The sequence below is a fragment of the Nonomuraea fastidiosa genome (genome assembly GCF_042751225.1).
Taxonomy (GTDB): domain Bacteria; phylum Actinomycetota; class Actinomycetes; order Streptosporangiales; family Streptosporangiaceae; genus Nonomuraea; species Nonomuraea fastidiosa.
Genome location: NZ_CP170570.1, coordinates 8201752 through 8228608, shown reverse-complemented (window position 1 = coordinate 8228608; position 26857 = coordinate 8201752). Strand labels below are relative to the sequence as shown.

Annotated in this window: 13 protein-coding genes; 8 read left to right on the top strand and 5 right to left on the bottom strand. The window is 73.4% G+C overall.

Features of this window, described 5'->3' with window-relative positions:
• Nucleotides 1-295: 295 nt before the first annotated feature.
• Nucleotides 296-1681, bottom strand: coding sequence for an MFS transporter (locus ACFMQL_RS38125; protein ID WP_364069976.1), 1386 nt, complete (start codon nt 1679-1681; stop codon nt 296-298).
• 214 nt (nt 1682-1895) lie between these two features.
• Between ACFMQL_RS38125 and ACFMQL_RS38120 the strand changes: the two genes are divergently transcribed.
• Complete coding sequence (locus ACFMQL_RS38120) at nt 1896-2942, top strand: RNA polymerase subunit sigma-70 (protein ID WP_378789642.1); 1047 nt, start codon at nt 1896-1898, stop codon at nt 2940-2942.
• A gap of 77 nt (nt 2943-3019) precedes the next feature.
• On the opposite strand, the gene ACFMQL_RS38115 is transcribed toward ACFMQL_RS38120, so the two are convergent.
• Nucleotides 3020-4264: a DUF6596 domain-containing protein gene (locus tag ACFMQL_RS38115; RefSeq protein WP_364069972.1), complete on the bottom strand. Its 1245-nt coding sequence runs from the start codon at nt 4262-4264 to the stop codon at nt 3020-3022.
• Entirely contained in the window at nt 4261-4581 is a 321-nt protein-coding gene (locus ACFMQL_RS38110; RefSeq protein WP_364070070.1) for a YciI family protein, read from the bottom strand. The genes ACFMQL_RS38115 and ACFMQL_RS38110 overlap by 4 nt, the downstream gene beginning before the upstream one ends.
• Before the next feature lie 127 nt (nt 4582-4708).
• Between ACFMQL_RS38110 and ACFMQL_RS38105 the strand changes: the two genes are divergently transcribed.
• The 7 genes from ACFMQL_RS38105 to ACFMQL_RS38075 all read left to right on the top strand — a co-directional run bounded on the left by ACFMQL_RS38105 (nt 4709) and on the right by ACFMQL_RS38075 (nt 23533).
• Nucleotides 4709-8224 carry a protein kinase gene (locus tag ACFMQL_RS38105; RefSeq protein WP_378789639.1) on the top strand — a complete coding sequence of 1172 codons (3516 nt, stop codon included), beginning with the start codon at nt 4709-4711 and terminating at the stop codon, nt 8222-8224.
• A 334-nt stretch (nt 8225-8558) separates the two neighbouring features.
• Nucleotides 8559-10040, top strand: coding sequence for a class I adenylate-forming enzyme family protein (locus ACFMQL_RS38100; protein ID WP_378789638.1), 1482 nt, complete (start codon nt 8559-8561; stop codon nt 10038-10040).
• 23 nt (nt 10041-10063) lie between these two features.
• The gene (locus ACFMQL_RS38095; protein ID WP_378789637.1) at nt 10064-16222 is read left to right on the top strand and encodes an amino acid adenylation domain-containing protein; all 6159 of its coding nucleotides are present in this window, start codon (nt 10064-10066) and stop codon (nt 16220-16222) included.
• Nucleotides 16223-16259: 37 nt separating this feature from the next.
• Nucleotides 16260-21677, top strand: a complete 5418-nt coding sequence (locus ACFMQL_RS38090) for an amino acid adenylation domain-containing protein (protein ID WP_378789636.1) — start codon at nt 16260-16262, stop codon at nt 21675-21677.
• 1 nt (nt 21678) lies between these two features.
• Nucleotides 21679-21882, top strand: a complete 204-nt coding sequence (locus ACFMQL_RS38085) for an MbtH family protein (RefSeq protein ID WP_364069962.1) — start codon at nt 21679-21681, stop codon at nt 21880-21882.
• Nucleotides 21879-22133, top strand: a complete 255-nt coding sequence (locus tag ACFMQL_RS38080; RefSeq protein WP_364069960.1) for a phosphopantetheine-binding protein — start codon at nt 21879-21881, stop codon at nt 22131-22133. The genes ACFMQL_RS38085 and ACFMQL_RS38080 overlap by 4 nt, the downstream gene beginning before the upstream one ends.
• Nucleotides 22130-23533, top strand: coding sequence for a condensation domain-containing protein (locus tag ACFMQL_RS38075; protein ID WP_364069958.1), 1404 nt, complete (start codon nt 22130-22132; stop codon nt 23531-23533). The genes ACFMQL_RS38080 and ACFMQL_RS38075 overlap by 4 nt, the downstream gene beginning before the upstream one ends.
• Before the next feature lie 26 nt (nt 23534-23559).
• Here ACFMQL_RS38075 and ACFMQL_RS38070 read toward each other — a convergent pair whose 3' ends face one another.
• Together ACFMQL_RS38070 and ACFMQL_RS38065 are read right to left on the bottom strand one after the other, a co-directional pair.
• On the bottom strand, nt 23560-23718 hold the full coding sequence (locus ACFMQL_RS38070; RefSeq protein WP_364069956.1) for a hypothetical protein: 159 nt from the start codon (nt 23716-23718) through the stop codon (nt 23560-23562).
• 154 nt (nt 23719-23872) lie between these two features.
• On the bottom strand, nt 23873-26854 hold the full coding sequence (locus ACFMQL_RS38065; protein WP_378789633.1) for an AAA family ATPase: 2982 nt from the start codon (nt 26852-26854) through the stop codon (nt 23873-23875).
• Between the last annotated feature and the right edge of the window lie 3 nt (nt 26855-26857).

The following is a 26857-nucleotide window of genomic DNA, read 5'->3' as shown; positions in this document are numbered from 1 at the left end:
GCGGATGAGGCCGGGCAGCACGCGCAACGCCTCATCGGTCCGGCGCCCCCTGTCCCGCGCGGGAGTCCGACGGCCCGCCAGAACGGCGAGCCGGGGAAACCGCCGATCCCGACGCCGAGCACGACCCGGCCACCCGACCGGTGCTGGAGCGTCTGCACCTGCGCCGCGACCAGGGCGACAGGACGCAGCGGGAGGCTCAGGACGCCGAACTCCAGCCCGATCCATCCGCATCGTGATCCTCCCGTGTCTCCGGATCACGCTGGAAACTCAACCAGGGTTGAGGTCAACCGGCGGTTCAGGGCCTGGCCTGCTGAAGGTCCTCCGGCGGTGCCGGCTCGGCCGCGCCCCCGGCGTCCTCGTCAGGCGAGGAGGTGACGCGCTCGCTGAGCCGGCGGTACGGGCGGCTGCGCAAGGCGACGACGGTGGCGAGCAGGCCGATGACGCCGGCCGCCATGAAGATGACGGCGAGCCCGCGGTCGGTGCCGGTGCCGAACCAGCCGCCGATCGCCCGGGCGCCCGCGCCGTCCGTCATGAACGGGATGACCACGAACTGCGCGATCGGCGAGATCAGGAACGCGGTGAGCGGCGACGCGGCCTGTTCCACGCTCTGCGCGAAGCCGAACACCCGCCCCTGCCGCTCGTACGGCACCACCTTCTGCAGGATCGTCTGCTCCGCGGCCTCGGCGTACGGCACGAGCAGCATGTACGCGTACATCCCCACAGACAGCAGCACGATCGAGGAGCGCACCGGGAACAGCACGGTCACCCCCCACAGCACGAGGTTGGTGAGCAGCAGCACCCGCAGCGGGTTGCGGCTCAGACCGGTACGCGAGACGAGCAGCCCGCCCACGATGAACCCGGTGCTCAAAACGCCCCAGAGCAGCCCCCACACCTGCACGGGCACCAGCGTCAGCCCGTACGGGTCGATCAGCGCCATGAAGACGCCGCCGAGGAAGTTGTTGAACGTGGTGAACAGGATCAGCGCCGTCAGCCCCGGCACCTCGCCGACCAGCCGCATCGTGCCGCGCAGATCCACCGACCGCTTCGGCGCGTCCTCCTGCGCGGAAGCCTCCGGATTCCCCGGAACGCGGACGGCGGCCAGATGCAGCAGCGCGAGCACCAGCGCCCCCAGGCCGAGCACGAGCACCCAGTACATGCCGCCGAGTGCGACGAGCCCGCCGCTGAACACCGACGTGACCAGGAAGCTCACCCCCGTCGAGCTGCCGACCAGCCCGTTGGCGCGGTCCCTGCCCTCCTCGGGGATCAACAGCGTCACCAGCGTCGGCAGCGCGATCGTGCGGATGTTGCCCGCGATGACGCCGAACATCAGCAGCACGACCATCACCCAGAGCGGCACGCCGGCCGGATCGGTGAACGACTCCTGCGGCACCGTCAGATAGACGGCCAGCGCCCCGGCGTAGAGCACGAGCGACGCCAGCGCCGACAGCTGCATCATCGCCTTCTTGGAGTGGTGATCGACCAGGCTGCCGAACCAGATGCCGGACAGCGCCGTCAGCACCAGGAAGATGCCGGAGATCACGCCGGTCGCGAAGACCGAGTGCGTCTGCAGATAGACGTAGAAGGTGATGGCGAACCACGCGGTGCTGTTGACCACCGACACCAGAACGGTGTTGGCCAGCAGCTGGTAGAAGGTCTTGCGATCGCCGGGGATGACGCTCACGCCGCGGCTCCTGTGGCAAACGATGTGCTCCTGCGCACGGGTTGCGCGCCGCGCATAATCGTGCTGTCCTCGTCAGTAGACATCAACAGATTTTCCGTTCTCAGGGGTCGGTGCGAATCCGTCGGTAGTTAAGACCCGCCGGAACGGGCGAACTCATCGCGGTGCCGAGGCACGCGAGTCGTCCGGCCGTGCGGCGCACACCGATGGAGGAGACATGAGGGAAGCCACCGACCGGCCGCACACCACGACCGAGGCCGAGTTGCTCGACGCGGCGCGGGCCGGCGACGGCGACGCGTTCGGAGACCTGGTGGGCCCGCTGCGCGGGGAGCTGCGGGCGTACTGCTACCGCATGCTGGGGTCGGTGCACGACGCGGAGGACGTGGTGCAGGAGACCCTTGACCGGGCCTGGCGGGGCCTGGGACGGGTCGAGCATCGTGGGTCGTTCCGCCCGTGGCTGTACCGGATCGCGACCAACCGCTCCCTGACGCTCATCGAGCGGCGCGGCCGCCGCGAACTGCCCGCCGACCTGCGGCCCGACGGCCCATCGGCGGGGGACGTGGCGTGGCTGGAGCCCTACCCCGACCGGCTGATGGGCTGGGTGGACCGGCTCGGTCCCGAGGCGCGCACGCTCCAGCGGGAGAGCATGGAGCTCGCGTTCGTCGCCATGCTCCAGCACCTGACCGCCGTGCAGCGCGCCGCCCTGCTGCTGCGGGACGTCCTCGGCTACAGCGCGGGCGAGGCCGCCGAGGTGCTGGACACGGGCCGGCCCGCCGTCAACAGCGCGCTGCAGCGGGCCAGGAAGGTCCTCGCCGCGCGGCGTCCCGAGGAGAGCCAGCAGCAGGCGCTCGCCGCGCTCGGCGAGGCCGGCCGGCGGGACGTCGCCCAGCGCTACGCCGAAGCGTGGGAGAGCGGCGACGCCGACGCCATCCTCGCACTGCTCACCGAGGACGCCCGGATCTCGATGCCGCCGCTGACCGAGCTGTACCGCGGGCACGCCGAGATCCGCATCTTCCTGAGCGAGGTGCTGGGGCAGCGCTGGCGCGTCCTGCCCACCGAGGCGAACGGGCAGCTCGCGTTCGGCACGTACGCCTGGGACGGCCGCTCCGCCTACCAGCCCGCCGGCCTCGACCTCATCACCGTGCGCGGCTCCAGGATCGGCGAGGTGGTCTCCTTCCTGACCGCCGACTTCACCTCCTTCGGCCTGCCCGCCCGGCTCCCGGAGGGGTACGCGCGCACGCGGCACGCGTTCGCGATCGTCTAGCCCGGACATCCGGTACGCCCTGGCAGAGCCGTCCTGGTCCTGGCCGTCCACGGCCAGGACCGCCGCTTGTGTGACCGTCAGCCTTGGGCCGTCTCCGCGGCGCGGGCGAGCAGGGCGCGGCGTTCCGCGTCGGTGTGGGCGACGGCGGCGGCCTCGCGGAACAGGGCCGCCGCGCGGCCGCGGTCGCCGAGCCTGGCGGTGAGGTCGGCCTCGGCGGCGAGGGCCAGCGGGTGGCCGTCCAGCTCGCCGCCCGCACGGGCGCCGGCCAGCAGGGCAAGGCCCTCCCGAGGGCCGTACGCGTAGCCGTGCGCCACGGCGCGGTTCAGCTCGACGGCCGGCGTGGAGCGGATGCGGGACAGCTCGTCGTAGCAGCGTGCGATCTGCGCCCAGTCCGTATCCGCCACCGACGGTGCCGTCGCGTGGCAGGCGGCGATGCGGGCCTGCAACTCGTACGGGCCGCACACGGTGATACGGTCCCCGAAACCGCCCTCCGCCGGCTCGGCCAGGATGCCGAGGGCCTCGGCGATCGCGGCGCGGTCCCAGCGCGACCGGTCCTGCCGCTCCAGCGGCACCAGCTCACCGGCGCGGTCGCGACGGGCGTCCCGCCGCGAGTGCTGCAGCAGGAAGAGCGCGAGCAGCGCCGCCACCTCGTCCTGCCCCGGCATCAGCCGCGGCAGCAGCCGTGCCAGCCGGACGGCCTCGTCGGCGAACGCGGGCTCGCCGTCGGCGTTGTAGCCCTGCGTGAACAGCAGGTACAGCACGGAGAGCACACCGGGCAGCCGCTCGTCCAACGCAGGGCCGCTCGGCACCCGGTACGGGATGCGCGCCGCCGCGATCTTGTGCTTGGCCCTGGTCAGGCGGCGGGTCATGGCCGACTCGGTGACCTGGAAGGCACGGGCGAGCTCGGCGGCCGGCACCGCGCAGATCGTCCGCAGTGTCAGCGCCACGCGCGCCTCCAGCGCCAGCGCCGGATGGCAGCACGTGAAGATCAGTCTCAGGCGATCGTCCACGATCTCCTCCCCGCCGCTTTCACCGCTCGTCCACGGGCCGTCGCCGGCGTCCACCGAGAGCGCGGCCAGCTCCTCCAGCTTCCGGCGTTCCAGCGAGGCGCGGCGCAGCGTGTCGATCGCGCGGTTGCGCGCCACCGTCATCAGCCAGCCGCCCGGATTGGGCGGAACGCCGTCTTCCGGCCACCGCTGCACGGCACGCGCCAGCGCCTCCTGGGCGCAGTCCTCGGCCAGCGTCCAGTCGCCGGTGACGCGGATGAGCGTGGCCACGATGCGCGCGTACGCGTCCGCGGCCACGCTTTCCAGGACGTTCACGCCTCCAGGACCGGGCGCAGCTCCAGACGCCCCTCCCTGGCCATCGGGTGGGCGCGGGCCACCTCGATCGCCTCGTCGAGGTCGGCGCATTCGAGCAGATCGAAGCCGACGATCATCTCCTTGGTCTCGGTGAACGGGCCGTCGGTGAGGATCAGTTCGCCGTTGCGCACGCGGACGGTGGTCGCCGCCGACCCCGACGCCAGCGCCCCGCCCTGCAGCCGCCGCCCGCGGGTGTCGTTGTCGGCCACCCAGGCCTCGATGTCCGGCAGGTTCTCCCTGTCGGTGTCGGGCTCGGGGTCGTTGCAGACGAACATCATGTACTTCACTGCGTGCTCCTCCTCGGATTGCGGTTCACCATAGTCACGAACGGGACCTGCCCATCCGGACACGTCCACGAGGAAGAGCTTCAGGAACCACGGCGGCCACGCGCGCATCTAACTCGCCGTGGAAGCGCTCACCGCTGGGGATCCGCAGCGGATCGGGGACTACTGGATCGCCGGGCGGCTCGGCTCCGGCGGCCAGGGCGTCGTCTATGACGCCTATGACGGGGAGGGGCGCAGGGTCGCGCTCAAGGTGCTGCACGCGGTCGACGACCAGGCGAGCCGCGACCGGTTCGCCAGGGAGGCGACGGCGGCGCGGCGGGTGGCGTCGTTCTGCACGGCGCGGGTGCTGGGCTGCGACATGTCGGGCGAGCGGCCGTACATCGTCAGCGAGTACGTGCCGGGCCCGAGCCTGCGCCGGGTGGTCGAGCGGGGACGCAGGTTCACCGGCGACGACCTGCACCGGCTGGCCACCGCGATCGCCACCGCGCTGACCGCCGTGCACGAGGCCGGGGTGATCCACCGCGACCTGAAGCCGGACAACGTGCTGCTCAGCGCCGACGGCCCGCGCGTCATCGACTTCGGCATCGCGCGCACCCTGGAGATGTCGCTGACCAGGACCGGCGAGGTGGCGGGCACGCCCACGTACATGGCGCCCGAGGTGTTCACCGGGCAGCGCGCGGGAGCGCCGGCCGACGTGTTCGCCTGGGGCGCGATCGTGGTGTTCGCCGCCACCGGCGAGGACCCGTTCAGGGCCGACAATCTGGGCGGCGTCATGCACCGCGTGCTGTCGCACCATCCCGACCTGAGCGCGCTGCCGCCTGCGCTGGCCTTGCTGGTCTCGGCCGCGCTGGAGAAGGACCCGGCGGCCCGTCCGGCGGCCCGCGACCTGCTGCTCGCCCTGGTCGGCGGCGTCGGCGTCCCGCTGCTGGAGGCGGGCAGCAGGGCGGCGGCGGGCGTGCACGTGCCAGAGCAGGCCGACCCGGCGCTCGGCACGATCGCCGAGGACGCCTACGGCGCGCTCACCCCCGACGAGCGCGAGCTGGCCGCCGCGGTCTTCCTCCGCCTGGTGACGGTGACCGACGACGGCCACGAGACCGTACGCCACGCGCTCAAAGAGGACCTGCTCGCCGGCCGCTCAGAACGCGAGGTCCAGGCCATCGAGCACATACTCAAGGCGTTCTCCTACCTGGTGACGCAGCAGGACGACGCCGTACGGCTGTCGCGTCCGGCGCTGCTGCGCGCCTGGCCCCGGCTGCGGATCTGGGTGGACGGCGACCGCGACGGCCTCGCCGTGCTCGCCAGGATCAGCGACGCCGCCCGCCACTGGGACGACAACGGCCGCAAGGACGCCGACCTGCTCCAGGGCAGCCGCCTGGACGAGGCGCTGACCTGGGCCGCCACCGGACGCCGGCACATCACGCTGACCCCGCGCGAACGCGACTTCCTCGCCGCCGGCACCGGCCTGGCCAGGCGGCGCGTGCGCCGCAGGCGGCTGACCACGGCGGCGCTGGCCGGGCTGCTCGCGGTGGCGCTCGCGGCGGGCGGCATCGCCGTGCTGCAGGGCAGGCAGGTGGCCGAGCAGAGCCGCGTGGTGGCACGCCAGCGCGACCAGGCCGTCGGGCGGCAGGTCGCGGCGGAGGCCGACCGGCTGCGGACCACCGACCCGGTCAAGGCGATGCTGCTCAGCGTGGCCGGCTGGCGGCTGGCCCCCGGCTCCGACACCCGGCGCAGCCTCACCACGTCGCTGACCATGCCGGAGAGCGGCGTCTTCCGCGACCCGGGCGCCAAGGGCGTCTCGGCCGCGGCGTCAGCAGCAGGCGGGCGTGTCCGCGCCATCGCAGGGGAGGACGGCGTACGGGTCTACGACGTGCCCGCGGGGCGGCAGACCGCGTTCTGGCCGTGGCCTGAGGGGATGGACATGCTGCCGACCGCGGCGGCGCTCAGCCCGAGCGGCCGCACCCTGGTCGTCGTCAGCAGGCAGACCGCCACCGCCTGGGACACCGCCACCGGCAAGAAGCTGCGCGAGCACCGCGTCACCGAGGGCAGTCCCGGCGTGCACGTCGTCTTCGACGGCCACGAGAGCCTGGCCGCCGTCATGCGCGAGAACACGCTGGAATTCCTCTGGGACACCAGAACGGGCGCGTCCTACACGCCACGCCTGTGGGCCGAGCACACCCCGGCGATCGCGCCGTCCGGCGACTACATCGCCGGGGTCGAGATGAACCAGCGCGGGCTCAAAGTGATCCACCTGCCCGACCTCAAGGTCCACGCCCGCATCCCGAAGACGTGCGGCTCGGTGGTGGCGTTCACGCCCGACGGCAGGCGGCTGCTCTGCGCGAACGGCGACATCACCGCCTGGGACCTCGCCACCGGGACCAAGGTCCCTGACGAGGACCGGCCGTTCTGGCAGCCGTCGGCGGCGAGGTACCTGCCGGGTGGGCGGCTGCGGATCAGCCCCGACGGCCGCCGCCTGCTCGGCGTCGAGGGCAGCACCCTGCACCTGTGGGACGCCGCCGGCGGCGACGAACTGGCCGTCTACCACGCAGAAGGCGAGCCCGAGGACGCCTGGCTGGAACGCGACGGCCACACCGTCCGCTACCTGCTCGACAACTCCACCATCACCGCCGACCTCGGCTCCCGCCTGACCTCGGCCCGGCTGCCCGGCGGCCAGCAGGTCGTCGCGTTCGCCGGGAACGGCCGCCTGGCCGCCACCGCCAAAGGGCCGGAGCCGCTGCGCCTGTGGGACGGCCGCCGCCTCGGAGCTCCGATGGAGGGCAGCGGGGGCGCGACCGGAGCGGTGTTCGACCCGGCGGGCCGGCGGCTGGCCGCCGAAGCCCTCGACTCCTCTGTCGGGCTCTGGGACGTGACCTCCGGCCGCCGCCTGTGGCGGTACCCGGTGCCGCGCCGGCAGGGCGTGCTGGCGAAGGCGTTCACGCCGGACGGCCGCAGCCTGGTGCTCTCGCTGACGGAGCAGAGCGAGCGCGACGCCCGCAACGAGCTGATCGTCCTCGACGCGGGCACCGGCCGGGTGCTCGCCCGGCACGCCCTCGCCACCTCCACCGGCTCGATCGAGCCCACATCCGACGGCACGGCCGTGGTGACCGGCACCGGGACCGTGTACGACCTGCGCACCGGCAAGGCCACAGGGCCCGGCTTCGGCCGCGCGGGCCAGGTCGTCGCGGTCAGTCCCACGGAGCCGCTGCTCGCACTCGGCTCAGGGACGGTCGAGCTGTGGGACCTCACCAAGGGCGCCGAGCTGCCGCCCGCGCTGCGCGTGGCGAGCGAAGCCCAGGTCGAGGCCATGCGGTTCAGCCACGACGGCTCCCTCATCGCCTTGATCGGCAGGTCCATGGGGGAGACGTTCAACGACGTCTACAGCGTCCAGGTCTGGGACGTCGCCGCCCGTGAGCGCCTCGGCTCCTTCCCCATCGGCATCCTCGACCGGCTCGCCTTCAGCGCCGACGACCAGACCCTGTACGTCTCCGGCAACGGCGAACACACCGTCACCACCATCCCGGTCGGGGCGCAGGGCGTGGCCAGGCTCGTGTGCGAGCGAGCGGGCCGTACGCTCACCGGCCAGGAGTGGCGTCGGTACCTGAAGGACGTGCCCTACCGCGACGTCTGCGCCGACCTGTGACGCGCGGGGCCGGACCCGGCCATCCGGACCACGCGCCGGAGAGAAGCGATCAGCTCGCTGACGGGCGTCGGCCACGCTGAAGACTTGGAACGATGCAATCCCGCAGGGGATGCGATCGAGCCCGTTCGAAGGGCCGCGAGCGGGCCACCGGCCGGAGCCGCCGCCTCTGAAAGTTTCGGACAACTTCTTAAAGTTTCCCTCTGTTGTTGCTCGCGCGAATTGCCTATTCTTCGGACCATACGGTTTTCGGGGCGGCCGTATTAGGCGTGATCTGCGTGGAATTCGAGTCAAGGAAGCGGGCCATGGTCACGAAACGTTTCGGTCACTCACCGTGGTGAAGGGTAACGCTGGGCTGCTGGTGCCGGATCTCCTCGCGCGCCGCGCCCAAGAGCAGCCCGAGAGCCCGGCGCTCGTGGTGGCCGAGGTCGGGACGCTCACGTTCGGCGCATGGGACCGGCGCTCCAACGCGGTCGCCCGCGCGCTGATCGAACGCGGCCTGGCGGGCGGGCAGCGGGTCGGCCTGGTGTTCGACGAGCGGGACTGGATCGACCTCGCCGTCGCCTGGTGCGGGGTGATGCGAGCCGGCTGCGTCGCCGTGCCGCTGTCCGCGCGGCTGGCCCCCGCCGAGTTACGCCACGCGCTGACCGACTGCTCCGTGAGCGCCGTCCTGCACGGCCCCGGGATCGATCCACCGGACGTGGGCGGCTGGCGGGGCACGCCGGCGGACCTGGATCAGGCGGACGAGAGCCCGGTGCGCGGGGACTTGCAACCCGGCGGGCTGGCGCAGATCATCTACACCTCCGGCACCACCGGCAAGGCCAAGGGCGTCGGCGCCACCCACGCCAACCTCGCCTACGGGCTGTCCGCCGACCCCAAGCGCCGCAGCCTCCTGCACTCCCGGCACTTCCTGCACGCCTTCCCCATCGGCAGCAACGCCGGCCAGACCATGCTCGTCAACTCCCTGGGCGCCCGCCCCGCCGCGCTGACGATGCCGCGCTTCACGCCCGCCCGCTTCGCCCGGCTGATCGAGTCGTACCGGGTGGGGACGGTCTTCGTGGTGCCCGCCATGGCCATCGAACTGCTCAACGCCCGCGTCCACGAGCGGCACGACCTGTCGAGCGTGCGGCTGCTGGGATCCACCGCGGCGAGCCTGCCGCCCGCCGTCGCGGCCGGCATGGCGAAGGCGTTCCCGAAGGCGACGATCGTCAACTACTACACCTCGACCGAGGCCGCTCCGGCGCAGACCGTGATGATCGTGGACCCCACGCGGCCGGCCTCGGTGGGACGGCCCCACTCGGGCGGCGACCTCAAGATCGTCTGCCCGGACGGGCGGCCCGCGAAGACCGGGGAGACCGGCGAGGTGTGGCTGCGCTCACCTGTCGGCACCCGCTCCTACTACCGCGACCGCGGGCTGAGCGAGACCGTCTTCCGTGACGGCTGGGTGCGCATGGGCGACGTCGGCTACCTCGACGCGGACGGCTACCTCTACCTCGTCGACCGGGAGAGCGACGTCATCAAATCCGGCGCGCACAAGGTGTCCACGCTGCAGGTGGAGGCCGCGCTGTACGAGCATCCGTCGGTCGCCGAGGCCGCCGTGGTCGGGGTGCCGCATCCGGTGCTCGGCCGGGTCACCGCGGCCGCCGTCGTGACCAGGTCGCCGGTCAGCGCCGCCGACCTGCGGACGTTCCTGATGGACCGGCTGGCCAGGCACGAGCTGCCGAGCCGGCTGCTGTTCGTCCCCGAACTGCCGAAGAACCACCTCGGCAAGGTGGTGAAGTCGCGGCTGCTCGACCTGCTCCGGCCCGACGCCACCTGACCACGATCACAGGAAGAACGCACATGACGCACTGCCAGGAGAGCGTGCCGGCCTCGTACGTCCAGCAGGACATATGGGTCGGCGAGCGCATGGGAGCGGGAACGGCGTACCACATGCCGCTCGCCGTGTGGTTCGACGGCGACCTCGACGTGGCCGCGCTGCTCGGCGCGTGCGAAGCGATGGCCGCCCGGCATCCGGTGCTCGCCACCGCCGTCGCGGAGAGCGGCGACGGGCTCCGGCTGGTCCCCGCCGCGCGACCGTCCGTGACTGTCGCCGGCCGGACCGATCCCGACCGGCTGATCCGGGAGGAGAGCGCGCGGCCGTTCGACCTGGAGAAGGGGCCGCTCGCCCGGTTCACGCTCGCGCGGGTGGGGGAGCGGCGGCATCTGCTGCTGTTCGTCGCCCACCATCTGGTCTTCGACGGCATCTCCAAGGACATCCTGGTACGCGACCTCGCCGCGGCCTACAGATCCGAGTCCCCGACGCCGCTGCCGCTCACCTGGCAGGAGCCCGCGGCGGACGTGCTGGCGGAGGCCGGCGAGTTCTGGGCCGCACGCGAGCCGGGCGAGGTCATGCTGCCGGGGCAGCGGCGCACCGGGCGGCGGTACGGGCCCGGCGAGCAGATCGACGCCGGGCTCGACCACGAGCTGACCCGCTCGGCGCGCAAGGCCGCGGCGGCGACCGGCGCCTCGACCTTCGAGGTGCTGCTGGCCGGCGTGCACGCGCTGCTGTTCCGGTACGGCGCGGAGCACGTGGCGGTCGCCGTCGACGTCACCACCCGCGGCCCCGAGACCCGCGACCACATCGGCGCGTTCGTCAACGAGCTGCCCGTGCACTCCCGGCCGGAAGGCGGGCAGACCTTCCGCGCGTTCGTCGGCGAGCTGCGAGACGAGCTGCGCGCGGTGTACCGGTTCCGCCAGGCGCCGCCGAGACGAGCGGCACTGCCCGTCTCGATCAGCTATCGCAGGCAGGAGCCCGACCCCGTCTTCCCCGGCCTGACGGTCACCGTGGACCGCATGATGTTCGCGGGCGGCGCGCGGAACCCGCTGCACCTGCAGATCGTGGACGGCCCCGGCGGGCTTGCCCTGTGCGTGCGCTACGACCCGGCGGCCGTGGACCGCGACGTCGCGGCCCGCTTCGCCGACGGCCTGCGCGCCCTGCTGCGCCACGCCGCCGACGATCCCGGCACGTGCCTGGGCGAGCTGGACGTCATGCCGGCGGAGCAGGCGCGGCGGATGCTCGTCGAGTGGAACGACACCGAGGTCGCCTACCCCGCCGATGCGACGCTGCCGAGCCTGTTCGCCGAGCAGGTGCGGGCCCGTCCCGGCGCGTGCGCCGTCACCTTCGACGGCAGGACGCTCACGTACGCCGAGCTGGACGCGGCGGCCGGGCGGCTGGCCGCCAGGATCAGGCAGGCAGGGGCCGGGCGAGGCGAGCTGGTCGCCGTGCACCTGCGCCGCTCCGACCTGCTGCTGGTGAGCCTGCTCGCCGTGCACAAGGCGGGAGCCGCGTACCTGCCGCTCGACCCCGACCACCCGGCGGAACGGCTCGCCATGATCGTGGACGACGCCCGTCCCGTGCTGGTGCTGTCCGAGACGGACGCGCTGCCCTGGCCGGTGATGCTGGTGGACCGCGCGTCCCTGGAGACGGGGGAGCGGCTCGCGGAGCCGGTACGACCCGGCGACTCGGCCTACGTGATCTACACCTCGGGCTCGACGGGCCGGCCCAAGGGCGTCGAGGTCGACCACGGCAACCTGGCCAACCTGCTGCTGGCCATGCGCGACCGGCTCGAGTCGGGACCCGCCGACGCCTGGCTCGCGCTCACCTCGCCCGCGTTCGACATCAGCGCACTGGAACTGTACCTGCCGCTGATCACCGGCGGCCGGGTCGTCGTCGCGCCGCACGGCGCCGTACGGCAGCCGGAGGCGCTGGCCCGGCTGGTCGCCGAACAGGGCGTCACGCACGTCCAGGCCACGCCGTCGGTGTGGCGGCTGCTGCTGCCCGGCGGCCTGGCCGGCGTGACCGCGCTGACCGGGGGAGAGGCGCTGCCGCCCCGGCTCGCGCAGGAGTTACGCGAGCGCTTCCCCCGCGTCGTCAACGTCTACGGCCCGACGGAGACCACGATCTGGAGCACGTACGGCGAGCCGGGCGACGGCGACGTCGTCACCATCGGCCGCCCCCTCGCCAACACCCGGATCTACCTGCTCGACGAGGCACTGCGGCCGGTTCCCCAGGGTGTCGCGGGCGAGCTGTGCATCGGCGGGGCCGGGGTGGCGCGCGGCTACCGGGGCAGACCGGCGCTCACGGCGGAACGCTTCGTCCCCGACCCCTTCGGCCCACCAGGAGCGCGGCTCTATCGCACCGGCGACATGGCCCGCTACCGGGACGACGGCGAGATCGAATTCCTCGGCCGCAGGGACGGCCAGGTCAAGCTGCTCGGCCACCGGATCGAGCTCGGCGAGATCGAGGCCAGGCTGCGCGAGCACCCCCAGGTGGGCGAGGCCGCGGTGGTCGTCCGTGGCGAGGGAACGGACGACCACCGCCTGATCGCCTACGTCGTCCCCGCCCAGGGCGAACCCGACGCCGGCGATCTGGCCGCCCACCTGGCCAGGACCCTGCCCGCCGCCACGCTGCCGAGCGCGTACGTCCTGCTGGACGCCCTCCCGCTCAACCCGATCGGCAAGCTGGACCGCGCCGCGCTCCCCGAGCCGCCGCGCACAACCGAGCCGCCACAGAGAACCGAACTGGCACAGCAAGCCGAATCGGCACAGCAAGCCGCGCCGCCGGGCTCCGGCGGCGGGGCGCTGGTCGAGGAGGTGCGGCGGATCTGGTGCGAGGTGCTGGAGCTGGACGACGTCGGCATCGACGACGACCTGTTCGACCTCGGCGGGCACTCGCTCACCATCACCCAGATCTCGGCCAGGATCAGGGAGAGCCTGGGCGTGGACGTGTCGCTGGACGCCTTCTTCGACGATCCGACCATCCAGGGGGTCGTCGAGGAGATCGTCCGGCTGCAGGGTGACCGCCCGGCGGCGGAGATCCTGCCGCGTCCCGAGGGGGTCGTCCCGCCGCTGTCGTTCGTCCAGGAACGCCTGTGGTTCCTGCAGAAGTTCGACCCGGACGACGCCTCGTACAACATGTATCTGGTGCTGCGGCTGCGGGGCGAGCTGGACACCGGCGCGCTGCAGGAGGCGCTGGACGCGGTGGTGGCCAGGCACGAGAGCCTGCGCACGTCGTTCGCCGACGTGGACGGCGCGCCGATCACGGTCATCCACCCGCCGGGCCCCGTGACCGTCGAGCGCATCGACCTGGCGGGATCGCCGGGCGCGGAAGGCGAGGCGCTGCGGCTCGTCGCCGAGCGCACGAACGCGCCGTTCGACCTGGCGCAGGCGCCGCCCCTGCGGATCAGCCTGCTCCGGCTCGGGCCCGGCGATCACGTGCTCTGCTTCGTGCTGCACCACATCATCGCGGACGGAACGTCGCTCGGCATCCTGTTCGACGACCTGTTCGCCCTTTACCAGGACAGGGACGCCGAGCTCCCGCCGCTGAGGATCCAGTACGGCGACGTCGCCCTGTGGCAGCGGGAACAGGACTCCGAGGAGTCGCTGGCCTACTGGCGCGACCAGCTCGCCGACCCGCCCGTGCTCGACCTGCCCGCCGATCTGCAGGGAGGCGAGCGGCCCGAGGGCGCCTTCCACACCTTCACGGTGCCCGCGGAGCTGGTGACCCGGCTGGAACGGATCGCGCAGGAGCACAACGCGTCGCTGTTCATGGTGCTGGTCGCCGCCTACCAGGTGCTGCTGGCCCGGCACACCGGGCAGGACGACATCCTGGTCGGCACCCCGTGGGCGACCAGGGACCGGATGGAGCTGGAGCCGGTCATCGGCTACCTCACCGACACGCTGGTGCTGCGCGGCGACCTGTCCGGGGATCCGCTCTTCGCCGAGCTGCTGGACGCGACCCGGCGTACCGTGCTCGACGCGCACGCCCACAGGACCGTCCCCTTCGAACGGCTCATCGGCGAGCTGGGCGTGCCCCGCGACCTGAACCGCAATCCGCTGCTCAGCACCATGATCATTCTGCACAGCCAGGCGGGGGAGGGGACTCCGCCCGAGCGGGTCGGCGACCTCGGGGTGGAGCTGTTCGACGGCGGGTACCGGCAGGCCAAGTTCGAGCTGTCGCTGGAGTTCTGGCGCAACGAGCGAGGGCTGCTCGCGGTGTTCGGCTACGACGCCACCCGGTATCGGGCGGACACCGTGGAAGGGCTGGCAGCCCGGCTCGAGACCCTGCTCCAGAGCATCGCGGACGCCCCCGAGACCCCGATCTCCCGGTTGCCCCTGCTGACGGAGGCCGACACGGCCCTGCTCACGGCGTCCCGATCGGCCGTCCCCGGCGACGGGGAGAGCGTGCCCGCGCTCATCAGGCGGGCCATGGCCGCGCACCCCGACGCCACGGCGCTGCTGTGGGGCGGCGAGGCGATGAGCTACGCGCAGCTCGACGCCAAGGTGGCGCGGCTCGCGGCGGCCCTGCGGCGGCGCGGCGTCGCCGATGGATGCGTGGTCGGCGTCTGCCTGGAACGGTCGGCCGAGGCCATCGTGGCCCTGCTGGCCGTGTGGCGGGCCGGGGGCGCCTACCTGCCGCTCGATCCCGCCTACCCCGACGAACGGCTCGCGTTCCTGATCGCAGACAGCGCCGCCCGGCTGGTGGTGACCGACGCCGGGCTCGCATCGCGGCTGCCGGGAGAGACGGTCGTGCTCGTCGCCGGCGACGAGACAGGGCCAGGCGATTCCCACTGGTACGGCGACTGGGACCCGGTCGAGCCGGACGACCCCGCGTACGTGATCTACACCTCGGGCTCGACGGGCCGGCCGAAGGGGGTGCTGGTCGAGCACGGCAGCCTGGCAGCGCGCGTGGAGTGGATGCGGCAGGCGTACGAGATCGGGCCGGACGACCGGGTCGCGCAGTTCGCCTCGCTCAGCTTCGACGCGCACGCCGAGGAGCTGTACCCGGCGCTGACGGCGGGCGCGAGCGTGCTGCTCCTGCCCGACGGCGCCGCCTCGCTGCCCGACGTGCTGCGCACACCGGCCGGCCGGCAGGTGAGCGTGCTGGACCTGCCGACCGCCTACTGGCACCGGCTCACCGAGGCGCTCGGCGACGTGACCTGGCCGGAGCCGCTGCGGCTGGTGATCCTCGGTGGCGAGCAGGTGCACGCGGCGGCGGTGGCCAGGTGGCGGGAGCGGTTCGGCGACCGGGTACGCCTGATCAACACCTACGGGCCGACCGAGGGCACCATCATCGCCACGGCCCACGACCTCGGCGCGGCCGACACCGTGGGGCGCCCGCCCATCGGGCGGCCGATCGCCGGCACGACCGCGCACGTCCTCGGCCCGTACGGCGAGCCCGTACCGCCCGGCTGCCCCGGCGAGCTGTGCCTGGGCGGGGCGGGGCTGGCGAGGGGCTACCTGGGGCGCCCGGCGCTGACGGCCGACCGGTTCGTCCCCGATCCTTTCGGCCCGCCCGGCTCCCGGCTCTACCGGACCGGCGACCGGGTGCGGTGGCGGCGGGACGGGACGCTGGAGTTCCTGGGCCGGTTCGACGCCCAGGTGAAGGTGCGCGGCTTCCGGGTGGAGCCGGGCGAGGTGGAGGCCGTGCTGCTGGCCCAGCCCGGTGTCCGGCAGGCGGTGGTGACGGCGGACGGGGAACGGCTGGCCGCGTACGTGGCCGGGCCGGCCGAACCGGACGAGCTGCGGGCACGCCTGGCCGCGGCCCTGCCGGCCCATCTCGTGCCCACGGCCTGGGTGAGCCTGCCGGAGCTGCCGCTCACGATCACCGGCAAGGTGGACGTGGCGGCCCTGCCCGCGCCCGAGCCAGGACCCGCCGCGGAGTACGTGGCCCCGCGCACCGACGCCGAGGTGCTCGTGGCCGAAGTCTGGCGCGAGCTGCTCGGCCTGGAGACGGTCGGGGCCCACGACGACTTCTTCGCCCTGGGCGGGCACTCCCTGCTCGCCACCCGGGTCGCGGCCCTGCTGCGCAACGCGGTCGAGACGGAGGTACCGATCCGCACGGTGTTCGACCACCCGACCGTCGCCGGGCTCGCGGCCGCGGTCGAGCGGCTGGTGATCGAGCAACTCTCGGCGCTCAGCGACGCCGAGGCCGCGGAACTGCTGGAGGTGGGGGAGTGACGTGCCCGGAGGCGATGGGGCTGTGGGAGGTGGCGCAGTGACGGGCGCGAACGAGCTGTCGGCGGCCAAGCAGGCGCTGCTGGCGCAGCGGCTGCGGCGCGGGGCGGCCCCGCGCCGTACCATTCCCGCGCGCCCCGGCGGCGAGCCGCCGCCGCTGTCGCACGCGCAGGAGCGGCTGTGGTTCCTGGAGCAGTTCGCGCCGGGCACCGCCCAGCTCACGATCCCGATCCGGCTGCGGCTGCGCGGCGCGCTCGACACCGGAGCCCTGGCCGCCGCGCTCGACGCCGTCGTGGCCGGGCACGACGCGCTGCGCATGCGCTTCCCCGCCACCGAGGACGGCCGCCCGCGCGTCGTGCTCGCCGCGGACGCCACGCTCCCCCTCACCGTCCGCGACGCGCCCGACGAGGCCGCCGCCAAGGAACAGGCCGAGCGGTTCCTGGCGGCGCCGTTCGACCTCGGGGCGGGCCCCATCGCACGGGCGCTGCTGATCAGGCTGGGCGACGACGACCACGTGCTGGTGATCGCGGTCCACCACATCGCCGCCGACGGCTGGTCCGCCGACGTGCTGCTGCGCGAGGTCTTCGCCCGCTACGACGGCCGCACACCACCCGCCCCGCAGGTCGGGTACGCCGACTACGCCGCCTGGCAGCGCGGCCTGCCCCCGTCCGAGCGCGACCTGGACTACTGGCGCGACCGGCTGGCCGGCCTGGAACCGCTGGACCTGCCGGCGGACCGGCCACGCCCGCCCGAACGCACTTACACGGGCGCCGCGCACCCGTTCACCCTCGACCCCGAGGTGGCCGCCGCGCTGGCCGGGCTCGGACGCGCGCACCGGGCCACGCCGTACATGGTCATGCTGGCCGCGCTCGCCGCGCTGCTCGGCCGGTACGCGGGCACCGAGGACGTCGCCGTGGGATCGCCCGTGGCCGGCCGGCAGGTCCCCGAGCTGGACGGCGTGATCGGCTGCTTCGTGAACATGCTCACCATGCGGGTGGACCTGACCGGCGACCCCACGTTCGCCGAGCTGATCGACCGGGTGCGCGACCTCGTCCTGGACGCCTTCGCCCACCAGGACCTGCCGTTCGAGCAGCTCGTCTCCGAGCTGGACGTGCCGCGCGACGTGTCCAGGTCACCGCTGTTCGGCGTGATGTTCGCGATGCAGAACTACCGCCACGAGGCCATCGACCCGCCCGCCGGGCTGACCGTCACCGACTTCCCCGTGGACTCCTGGGCCACCCGCTACGACCTGGAGCTGTACGTCGGCGACGACTCGGGCGGCATGTTCGTCTACAACACCGACCTGTTCGAGCCGGACACCATCGAACGCCTCGCCGGCCACCTGTGCACGCTGCTGGAGCGGGTCGCCGCCGACCCCGGCACCCCGCTGTCCCGCATCGACCTGCTCACCGAGGACGAACGCCGCCAGGTCCTGCACACCTTCAACGACACCGCCGCCGAATACCCCGGCCCCGCCACCCTGCACGGCCCCATCGAGGCGCAGGCGGCCCGCACTCCCGACGCCGTCGCGGTGCGCTTCGAAGGGCGGTCACTGACGTACGGCGAGCTGGACACCGCGGCGGACCGGGTCGCCCGCACGCTGCGCGACCTCGGCGCGGGCCCTGGGACGGTGGTCGCCGTGTGCGCGGAACGCTCGCTGGAGCTGCTGCCCGGCCTGCTCGGCGTGCTCAAGGCGGGCGCCGCGTACCTGCCGATCGACCCCGAATACCCGCCGGACCGGGTGGCGTTCATGCTGGCCGACGCCGCACCGGCCGTGCTGCTCACCCAAAGCAGCATCCGCCCGGACCTGCCGGACACCGGCGCGACCGTCCTCGACCTGGACGATCCCGACGTCTGGACCGGCGCGGCAGGACCGCTGCCCGAGGTACGGCCCGACGACGTCGCCTACGTCATCTACACCTCCGGCTCCACCGGCCGCCCCAAAGGCGTGCCGAACACCCACGGCGCCATCGCCAACCGGCTCGACTGGATGCAGGACCGCTTCCGGATCGGCGAGGCCGACGTCGTGGCGCAGAAGACGCCGCTCAGCTTCGACGTGTCGGTGTGGGAGCTGTTCTGGCCGCTGCGCTGCGGGGCCAGGCTGGTGCTCGCGACGCCGGGCGGCCACAAGGACGCCGCGTACCTGCGCAAGCTCATCACCACCGAGGGCGTGACCACCGCCCACTTCGTCCCGTCGATGCTGGCCGTCTTCCTCGCCGAGAACGGCGGCGCGGGGTGCGGCTCGCTGCGGCGGGTGATCTGCTCCGGCGAGGAGCTGCCCGCCGACCTGGCCCGCCGCTGCGTCGCCGCGCTTCCCGCCGCCGAGCTGCACAACCTGTACGGCCCCACCGAGGCCGCCGTGGACGTCTCCGCCTGGCACTGCCGGCCCGAAACCCTCACCTCGGCGGCCCGCGTCCCGATCGGCACCCCCATCGCCAACACCACCCTGTACGTCCTGGACGCCGCCATGTCCCCGGTGCCGATCGGGGTGCCCGGTGAGCTGTTCATCGGCGGTGCCGGCCTGGCCAGGGGCTACCTCAACCGTCCCGCGCTCACCGCCGAGCGGTTCGTGCCGAACCCGTACGGCCCGCCGGGCTCGCGCCTCTACCGCACCGGCGACCTGGTCAGACGCCGCTCTGACGGGGTGCTGGAGTTCCTCGGCCGGCTGGACGCCCAGGTCAAGCTGCGCGGCCTGCGCATCGAGCCGGGCGAGATCGAGGCGGCGCTGCGCGCGTTGCCCGCCGTCGGGGACGCCGCCGTGATCGTCCGCGACGACCGCCTGGTCGCGTACGTCACCCCCGGCACCGGCGACGCCCTGGACCAGGCGCTCGACCAGGCCCTCGACCACGGCGCGCTCCGGGCCGAGCTGAAGAAGACGCTGCCCGACTACATGGTCCCCGCGAGCTATGTCACCCTCGCCGCCCTGCCGCTGAGCCCCAACGGCAAGCTGGACCGCCGCCGCCTGCCCGCACCCGTGGCGACCAGGGACGCCACGGTCGAGTTCATCGCGCCCGGCACCCCCACAGAACGCGCGCTCGCCGCCATCTGGGGCGAGCTGCTGGGCGTCGAGGCGGTCGGCGTGGACGACGACTTCTTCGACCTCGGCGGCCACTCCCTGCTCGCGACCCAGGTGGTGGCCCGGCTGCGCCAGGAGACGGGCGCCGTGGTCAGCGTCATGGACGTCTTCAAGCACCGCACCGTCCGCGAGCTGGCCGCGCTCGCCGACACCCCGCAGGACCGGCGCGGCCCCCGCGCGCTGCTGCACCGGCTGACCGCCGCCGGCAGCACCAGCCCGGTCCTCAGCTACGTGTGCGTCCCGTACGGTGGCGGCAGTGCCGTCGTCTACCAGCCGCTCGCCGACGCCCTGCCGGACGGGCACGCGCTGTGGTCGGTGGCGATCCCCGGTCACGACGTGGGCGTGGACGAGGACAGGCTGCCGTTCGACGAGCTGGCCGCCGGGTGCGTGCGCGAGATCCTGGAGAAGGTCGAGGGCCCGATCGTCCTGTACGGGCACTGCGGCGTGGGCTCGGCGCTGACCGTGGAGATCGCCCGCCGGCTCGAAGCCGCCGGCCGCGAGCTCGACGGCGTCTACATCGGCGGCATCTTCCCGTTCGCCCGCCCGCGCGGCCGGATCATGTCGCGCCTCGCCAAGATCGCGGAGGCCGAGCGGCTGCGCAGCGATCAGCGCTACGTCAACTGGCTGATCTCGCAGGGCGTGGACATGAGCGACCTCGACCCCGCGCAGGCCCGCCGCATCGTACGGAACATGCGCCGCGACTCGCGAGAGGCCGAGGACTACTACACCCGCCTGTTCGAGTCCGGCACGCAGCGGCTGCGCGCTCCCGTGATCAGCGTCGTGGGGACCGAGGATCCGGCGACGGACTACTACCAGGAACGCTTCCGCGAATGGCACTTCCTCACCTCGGTGTCGGCGGTGGTCGTGCTCGCAGAGGCTGGCCACTTCTTCCTGAAATATCGGGCACAGGAGCTCGCCGAGATCGTCACCACCGTCCACCGGAACCTGAAGGAACCGGCCGGTCCCCGCCCGGCCGGGCCGCCGCGAGGCAGCGGCCGTACCTGGTGGTTGCACGACGTGTCGCACGCCGACACGATGCCCGCCCCGACCGGCGTGCGGCCCGGCATTCCGCGCTTCCTCGCCATCGCGCTCAGCCAGCTCGTCTCCATGACGGGATCGGCGCTGACCGAGTTCGCCGTCCCCCTGTGGATCTACACCACGACCGGGTCGGTGGCGAAGTTCGCGCTCATGGCGGTCGTCGGCCTGGTGCCGGGCATGCTGGTGGCACCGGTCGCCGGCGCGATCATCGACAGGACGAGCCGCCGCCGGGTGATGCTGGCCGGAGACATCGCCGCGTTCACGATCCAGCTCGCGTTCGGCGTGCTGCTGTGGACGGGGAACCTGTCGGTCGACATGATCTACCCGCTGCTCGGCTGCCTGTCCGTCGCGCTCACGTTCCAGCGCCTTGCGTACTTCTCCGCCGTCCCGCAGCTCGTCCCCAAGCACTACCTCGGGCACGCGGTCGGCATCACGCAGCTCGGCAACGGCACCGCCCAGCTCCTGGTGCCCATCTTCGCCGTCGGGCTGATGTCGGCGATCGGGCTCGGCGGCATCCTCCTGCTCGACATCGCCGGCTACGCGGTCGCCATCGCCGTCGTGCTGGCGGTGCGCTTCCCCGACAGCATGCCCTGGCGGCGCCGCGAGTCGATCAAGGACGAGATCCTCGGCGGCCTGCGCTACTCCCTTGGCCACCGGGGGTTCGTCGCCATGCTGCTGTTCTTCGTCGTGCTGAACGTGTTCCTCGCACCGCTGCTGCTGATGTTCTCGCCGCTGGTGCTCTCCTTCGCCGGGCTCGCCGACGTCGGCAGGATCTCCTTCCTCGCCGGACTCGGGACGTTCCTGGGCGCGCTCATCATGGTCGTCTGGGGCGGCCCGCGCCGGCGGCGCCTGCGCGGCGTGCTGCTGTGCAGCCTCGTGCTCGGCTGCTTCTGCCTGCTCACCGGCCTGCGCGCCGACCTGGTCGTGATCGCCGCCGGCGTGTGCGGCATCACGCTCTGGATCACCCTGCTGAACGGCATCTACACCACGATCGTGCAGGTCAAGGTGCCGCAGCGGTTCCACGGCCGGGTGTTCGCGATGAACACGCTCATCGCCTGGTCCACGCTGCCCATCGGGTACGGGCTCGTCGCGCCGTACGCCGCCACGCTGCTCGACCCGCTGCTGCTGGACGGCGGCCCGCTCGCCTCGACGGTCGGAGCGGTCATCGGTGTCGGCCCCGGCCGCGGCATCGGCCTGATGTACGTGCTCTTCGGCCTCGCCATCCTGGCGCTCACACTGGCCGCGATGCGGGTTCCGGCCCTGGCCCGCTTCGACGACGAGGTTCCGGACGCCGTCGCCGACGACCTGGTCGGCGTACAAGCCCTGCGACAGAAGGAGGAATGACGTGACGGGACGACACCAGGTGGTCGTCAACGACGAGGAGCAGTACTCGCTGCTGCCGCTCGACCGCCCGCTCCCGGACGGCTGGCGGGCGACGGGCTTCACCGGCGACCGGCAGGAGTGCCTGGATCACATCGACGAGATCTGGACGGACATGCGTCCCCGCAGCGTACGGCTGCGCCAGGAGTCGAAGGGGGGCGCGCGGTGAGCAGCGACCTGGAACGCAGGCTCGCGGACCTGGTGGCCGCCGTGTCCGACGGCGAGATCAGCGCCGAGCAGGCGCTCGCCGGCGACCACTCGCTGTCGGCGCTGGGCCTGACCTCGCTGGCGTGGATCAGGCTCATCGACGCGATCGAGGACGTCTTCGGCGTGGACGTCGATCTCGGCGGCGACCTGTCCGCCTTCGACCGCGTGGACGCGCTCGCCGCCCACGTGTCGGACCTGCTGGACGCCCGATGACCACCCCGGCCATGGCGACCGCCTCGGTCCGGTTCAGCGGGACGCGGGACGGCCAGGCGCCGCTGACCTGGGGGCAGCGGCTGATGTGGCGGGCCGTGCACCTGATGGGGCCCAGCCAGTCGTTCCTCAACTGCCCCTGGGTGCTGCCGGTGCACGGCAGGCGCGACCTCGCGACCGTGCTGGGCGCGCTGCGCCGGATGCTCGAACGCCACGAGAGCCTGCGCACCACGTTCATCGACACCCCAGACGGCCCGGTGCAGCGGGTGGCGCGCAGCGGCGAGCTGACCGTCGAGCTGGTGCGGACGGGCACGGAGGGGCCGCTGGCGACCGCGGGGCGCATCGCCGCCGAGCTCGGCACCACGATCTTCGATCACGGCGCGGACCTGCCGCTGCGCTGCGCCGTCGTGATGGCCGACGGCCGGCCGCGCGCCCTGGCGTTCGCCTTCTCGCACCTGGCGGTGGACTACCAGGCGCTGAGCCTGCTGTCGGCCGAGTGGCGGGCGCTGCTGCGCGGCGACGACCTGCCGGCGCCCCCGTGGCAGCCGATGGAGCAGGCGGCGCTGGAACGCGAGGAGCCGTTCCAGGCCCGCTCGCGGCGGTCGATCCGCTACTGGCGCAAGGTGCTCGAAACCGTCCCGCTCGAGGTGTTCGACCATCCGCCGGGGGAGCCGGAGGAGCCCCGGTTCATCGAGGTCGGCATGGAGTCGGTGGCGCTCGCGGCGGCGGCCGTCCGGCTGGCCGAGCGGCTGACGATCAGCACGACGAGCGTGCTCATCGCCGGCTGCGCCACCGTCCTGGCCGTCGCGAGCGGCCGGCCGCGGGCGGTCATGCAGCTCGTCCACAGCAACCGGCGCGACCCGCGCACCCGTCCGCTGGTCGCCACCGTGGGCCAGGACGCCCTGCTCGTGCTCGACCTGCCCGAGACCGGCTTCACCGACACCTGCCTGGCCGCCCACCGCAGCGCCCTCATGGCCTATCGCAACGCCCATTACGACCCGTTCGAGATGACGGCCATGCGCGAGGAGATCGGCCGCATCAGGGGCAGCGAGCCCGACCTCGACGCCTTCTTCAACGACCGGCGCGGCGACGGAACCTGGCCGAACCTGCCCCGCTTCGGCGAGGACCTGACCCCGCTCACGGAGAGGACCCGTACGTACGTCACCAACGCCTGGCCCGGCGTCCGGTTCAAGGCGTTCTTCACCCTGGGCACCGCCCCCGACACCGGCCAGCTCAGCCTCATCATCGACACCGCGTACCTGACCAGGCAGACGGCGACGGCCATGCTGCGCGCCGTCGAGACCCTGCTGGTCCGCACCTGCACCGAGGACGTCCCGATCGCCGCCGTCAAGGACCTCGTCCCACCGGCAGAAACGGGCATCGCCCCACGATCCCGCACCTAGCCCGCCCCCGCCGCTGTCCCGGCGGGCTAGGGCCTGCCTCTCCGGAGCACGGGCACCAGCAGCAGCGACAGCATGGGGTTCGTCACCAGCGCCCAGGCGAATGCGCTGCTGTGGCTCGCCGCGTCGGTCGCGCCGCCGAGCAGCGACAAGAAGATCAGTCCGATGACCGCGACCCCGAACGCCACGCCCGCACCGCCACCAGCACGCCGCCGACGAGCTGCCCGGCCACGGACGCCAGGCTCGTGTGCGAGCGCGCGGGCCGTACGCTCACCGGCCAGGAATAGCGGCAGTACCTGAAGGACGTGCCTTACCGCGACGTCCGCGCGGACCTGTGGCGCGTCACCGGCCGGTGCCTTCGAGCACGTCGCGCAGCTGCGCGCGGGCGGTGACGCCCAGCTTGGGGAACACCCGGTACAGGTGGGAGCCGACCGTGCGCGGCGACAGGTGGAGCCGGTCGCCGATCTCGCGGTTCGTCAGCCCGCGGGCCGCGAGCCTGACGATCTGCTGTTGCTGCGGGCTCAGCTCGGTGAGGACATCCGGCGTCACGCCGCCGATGGCCTCGACGCCGGCGGCGCGCAGCTCCGCCTCGGCCCGCTCGGCCCACGGCCGCGCGCCGAGCCTGCGGAACGTCTCCAGCGCGGCGGCCAGCTGCGGGCGGGCCTCGGTGATGCGGCGGCGCCTCCTCAGCCACTCGCCGTAGTCGAGCCTGGTCTGCGCCCGCTCGAACGGCCACTGCTCGCCCGCGTCGCCCGCCAGCGCCCTCTGGAAGTACGGCTCGGCACTGTCAGGTTGGGCACTGTCAGGTTGGGCACTGTCAGGTTGGGCACTGTCAGGTTGGGCACTGTCAGGTTGGGCACTGTCAGGTTCGGCGCTGCCTGGGTCGGCGCTGCCGGGTCTGGCGCTGCCGGGTCCGGCGCTGTCGGGTCCGGCGCTGCCGGGCTCGGCCAGCAGGGCGCGGCCCCGGTCGAGCAGCGCGGCGAGCCGGGGCGACGGGGCGGGGCCGAGCCGCTGGGCCGCGCGTTCGAGCAGCTCGGCGACACGTCGATCGGGGCCGTGGCGGCCCCGCCGTCCCAGGCGGGCGGCCGAGGCGGCGAGCTCGGCCAGCACCGTGGGGGAGACGTGATAGTGAACGGGGTCGCCGTCGCCGGTGAACGCCGACCCGAACCACGTGTAGGCGGCCTCGTAGTCGCCGTCGGCCACGGCCGCGAGGCCCAGGGCCCGGTGCGCGGCGACCGCGATGGAGCGGCTCTCCAGCGGATCGACGAGGGCCAGCGCCCGCTCGGCGGCCCGCCGCGCTCCGTCCGTCTCGCCGCGCAGCGCGAGCACCGTCGCATCCAGCGCGTACGCGCACGCCTCGGCGTGCTCCAGCCCCGCCGTCGCCGCCACCGCCGCGATCTCGGAGGCCACCGTGCGCGCCTCGGCCCACCGGCCGTGATCGAGGTACGCCCAGCCGACGGCGCTGCCCAGACCGTCCGGCAGCGCGCCACGGACCCGCCACCTGTCGTACGCCTCGTCGAAGGTCTTCACGGCCAGGGCGGTCTGGTCGAGCAGCCAGGCCACGACGGCGAGCACGGTCAGCCCGCCCGCGTCGCCCTCGGCGGCGGCGACCAGCTCGGGCAGCTTCGGCCTGAGCCGGGAACCCGCGCCATGCGGATCGGAAACGGCCTCCACCCAGACCCGCAACGGGCCGTCGGGGGAGGCGGCGAGCAGGCTCTCGATACGCCGCCGCTGCGCCTCCTCACCCGAGTAGTAGCGGACCACCGCAGCGGCGGCCAGCGCCTCCAGGGACGGGGTGTCCTCTGCGGCTGCGGCATGCGGCTCCCGAGCCGCTGCCCCCTTTGTGGCCGAAAGGTGCGCGCGCAGGGCCGGTACCTCTGCGGAGATGGTGAGGGCCTTGGGCGGCGGTGCCTCTACGGAGGAGGCGAGCATCTCACGGAAGGACGCCTCGGCGGCGATGCGGGTCAGCAAGGCGAAGGCTGTCGTGTGATTACTGCGCAGCGCCATGAGCTTCCCGGTGGCCAGCGAGGCCCGGCCGATCAGCTCCGGGTCGTCGCTGTGCGCCCGGACAGCGACGACCAGGCGTTCCACCCAGTCGAGCTGCCCGGTGAAGACGGCAAGTTCGGCGGCCTCGGCGAGCAGCCGCGCCCGGTCCGCGCGGCGCGGGCTCAGCTCGGCGGCCCGCTCCAGGGCGGCGGCAGCGGCCGCGTACCCGCCACGGCGGCGCGCCCGATCGGCGGTCTCGCGCAGCGCGTCCGACACCTCCGCGTCGGTACCGGTGGCCGCGGCGGCGAGGTGCCAGGCGCGGCGATCGGGCTCCTCGCTCAGCCGCGCCAGAGCGAGGTGCGCCTGCCGGCGCTCCTCAAAGGGGGCAGCGTGGTAGACGGCCGAGCGGATCAGCGGGTGGCGGAAGGAGACCGACGGGCCGGATCGGCGTACGAGCCCGGCCTCCTCCGCAGGCACGAACGCCTCGGACAGCCCATGAGAGACGGCGGAGAAGTCCGCCGCGTCGGCCGCGGCGAGCAGCAGGAGAGAGCGGCGGGTCGACTCCGGAAGGGGCCGCGCCTGCTCCGCGTAGATCCGTTCAAGCCGGTCGGTGACCGGCAGCGGCCCCTCAACACCGGCGCTCCGGACGCGGGCCAGCTCGATCAGCGCCAGGGGATTGCCGGAGGCCTCCTGCAGAACGCGCACCCGATGGCGACCGACCGGCGGCTGCGGCTGCAGGTCGAGCAGCCGGTTGGCGGCGACACCGTCCAGCGGCCCCAGCTCAAGCCGGTCGTAGCCCGTGTCGAACCCGGGCAGCGCGTCCGCCGACCGCACGCCGACCAGCAGCGTGACGGGCTCGGCGTCCAGACGGCGAGCCACGAAGGACAGGACGTCCAGCGACGCCCGGTCGATCCACTGCGCGTCATCGACCACGACGAGCAGCGGCGACGCCCCGAACCGGGAGATCAGGGTGAGCACGGCCGAGCCGGTGAGCACGCCGTCAGGGGCCTCCGTACACTCGTCCAGCCCCAGGACGGCCCGGAGCGCGCAGCGCTGGCGCGGCGGCAGCCCGTCCAGCTCACCAAGCACCGGCCGCAGCAGCTGATGCAGCCCCGCGAACCCCAGACGCGACTCCGGCTCGCTCCCGGCGACCCGCAGCACCAGCCCGCCGTCGCCTCGAACGCGACCGGCCACGACGTCGAGCACCGCACTCTTACCGGCCCCCGGCTCGCCGGAGAGGACGAGCACGTGAGAGCGCCCGGCGGCGACCCGCCGCATGATCTCCGCGATCTCGCCGTCCCGGCCCACGATCGCCGGATCGGAGGTGTACTCGGGCATGTC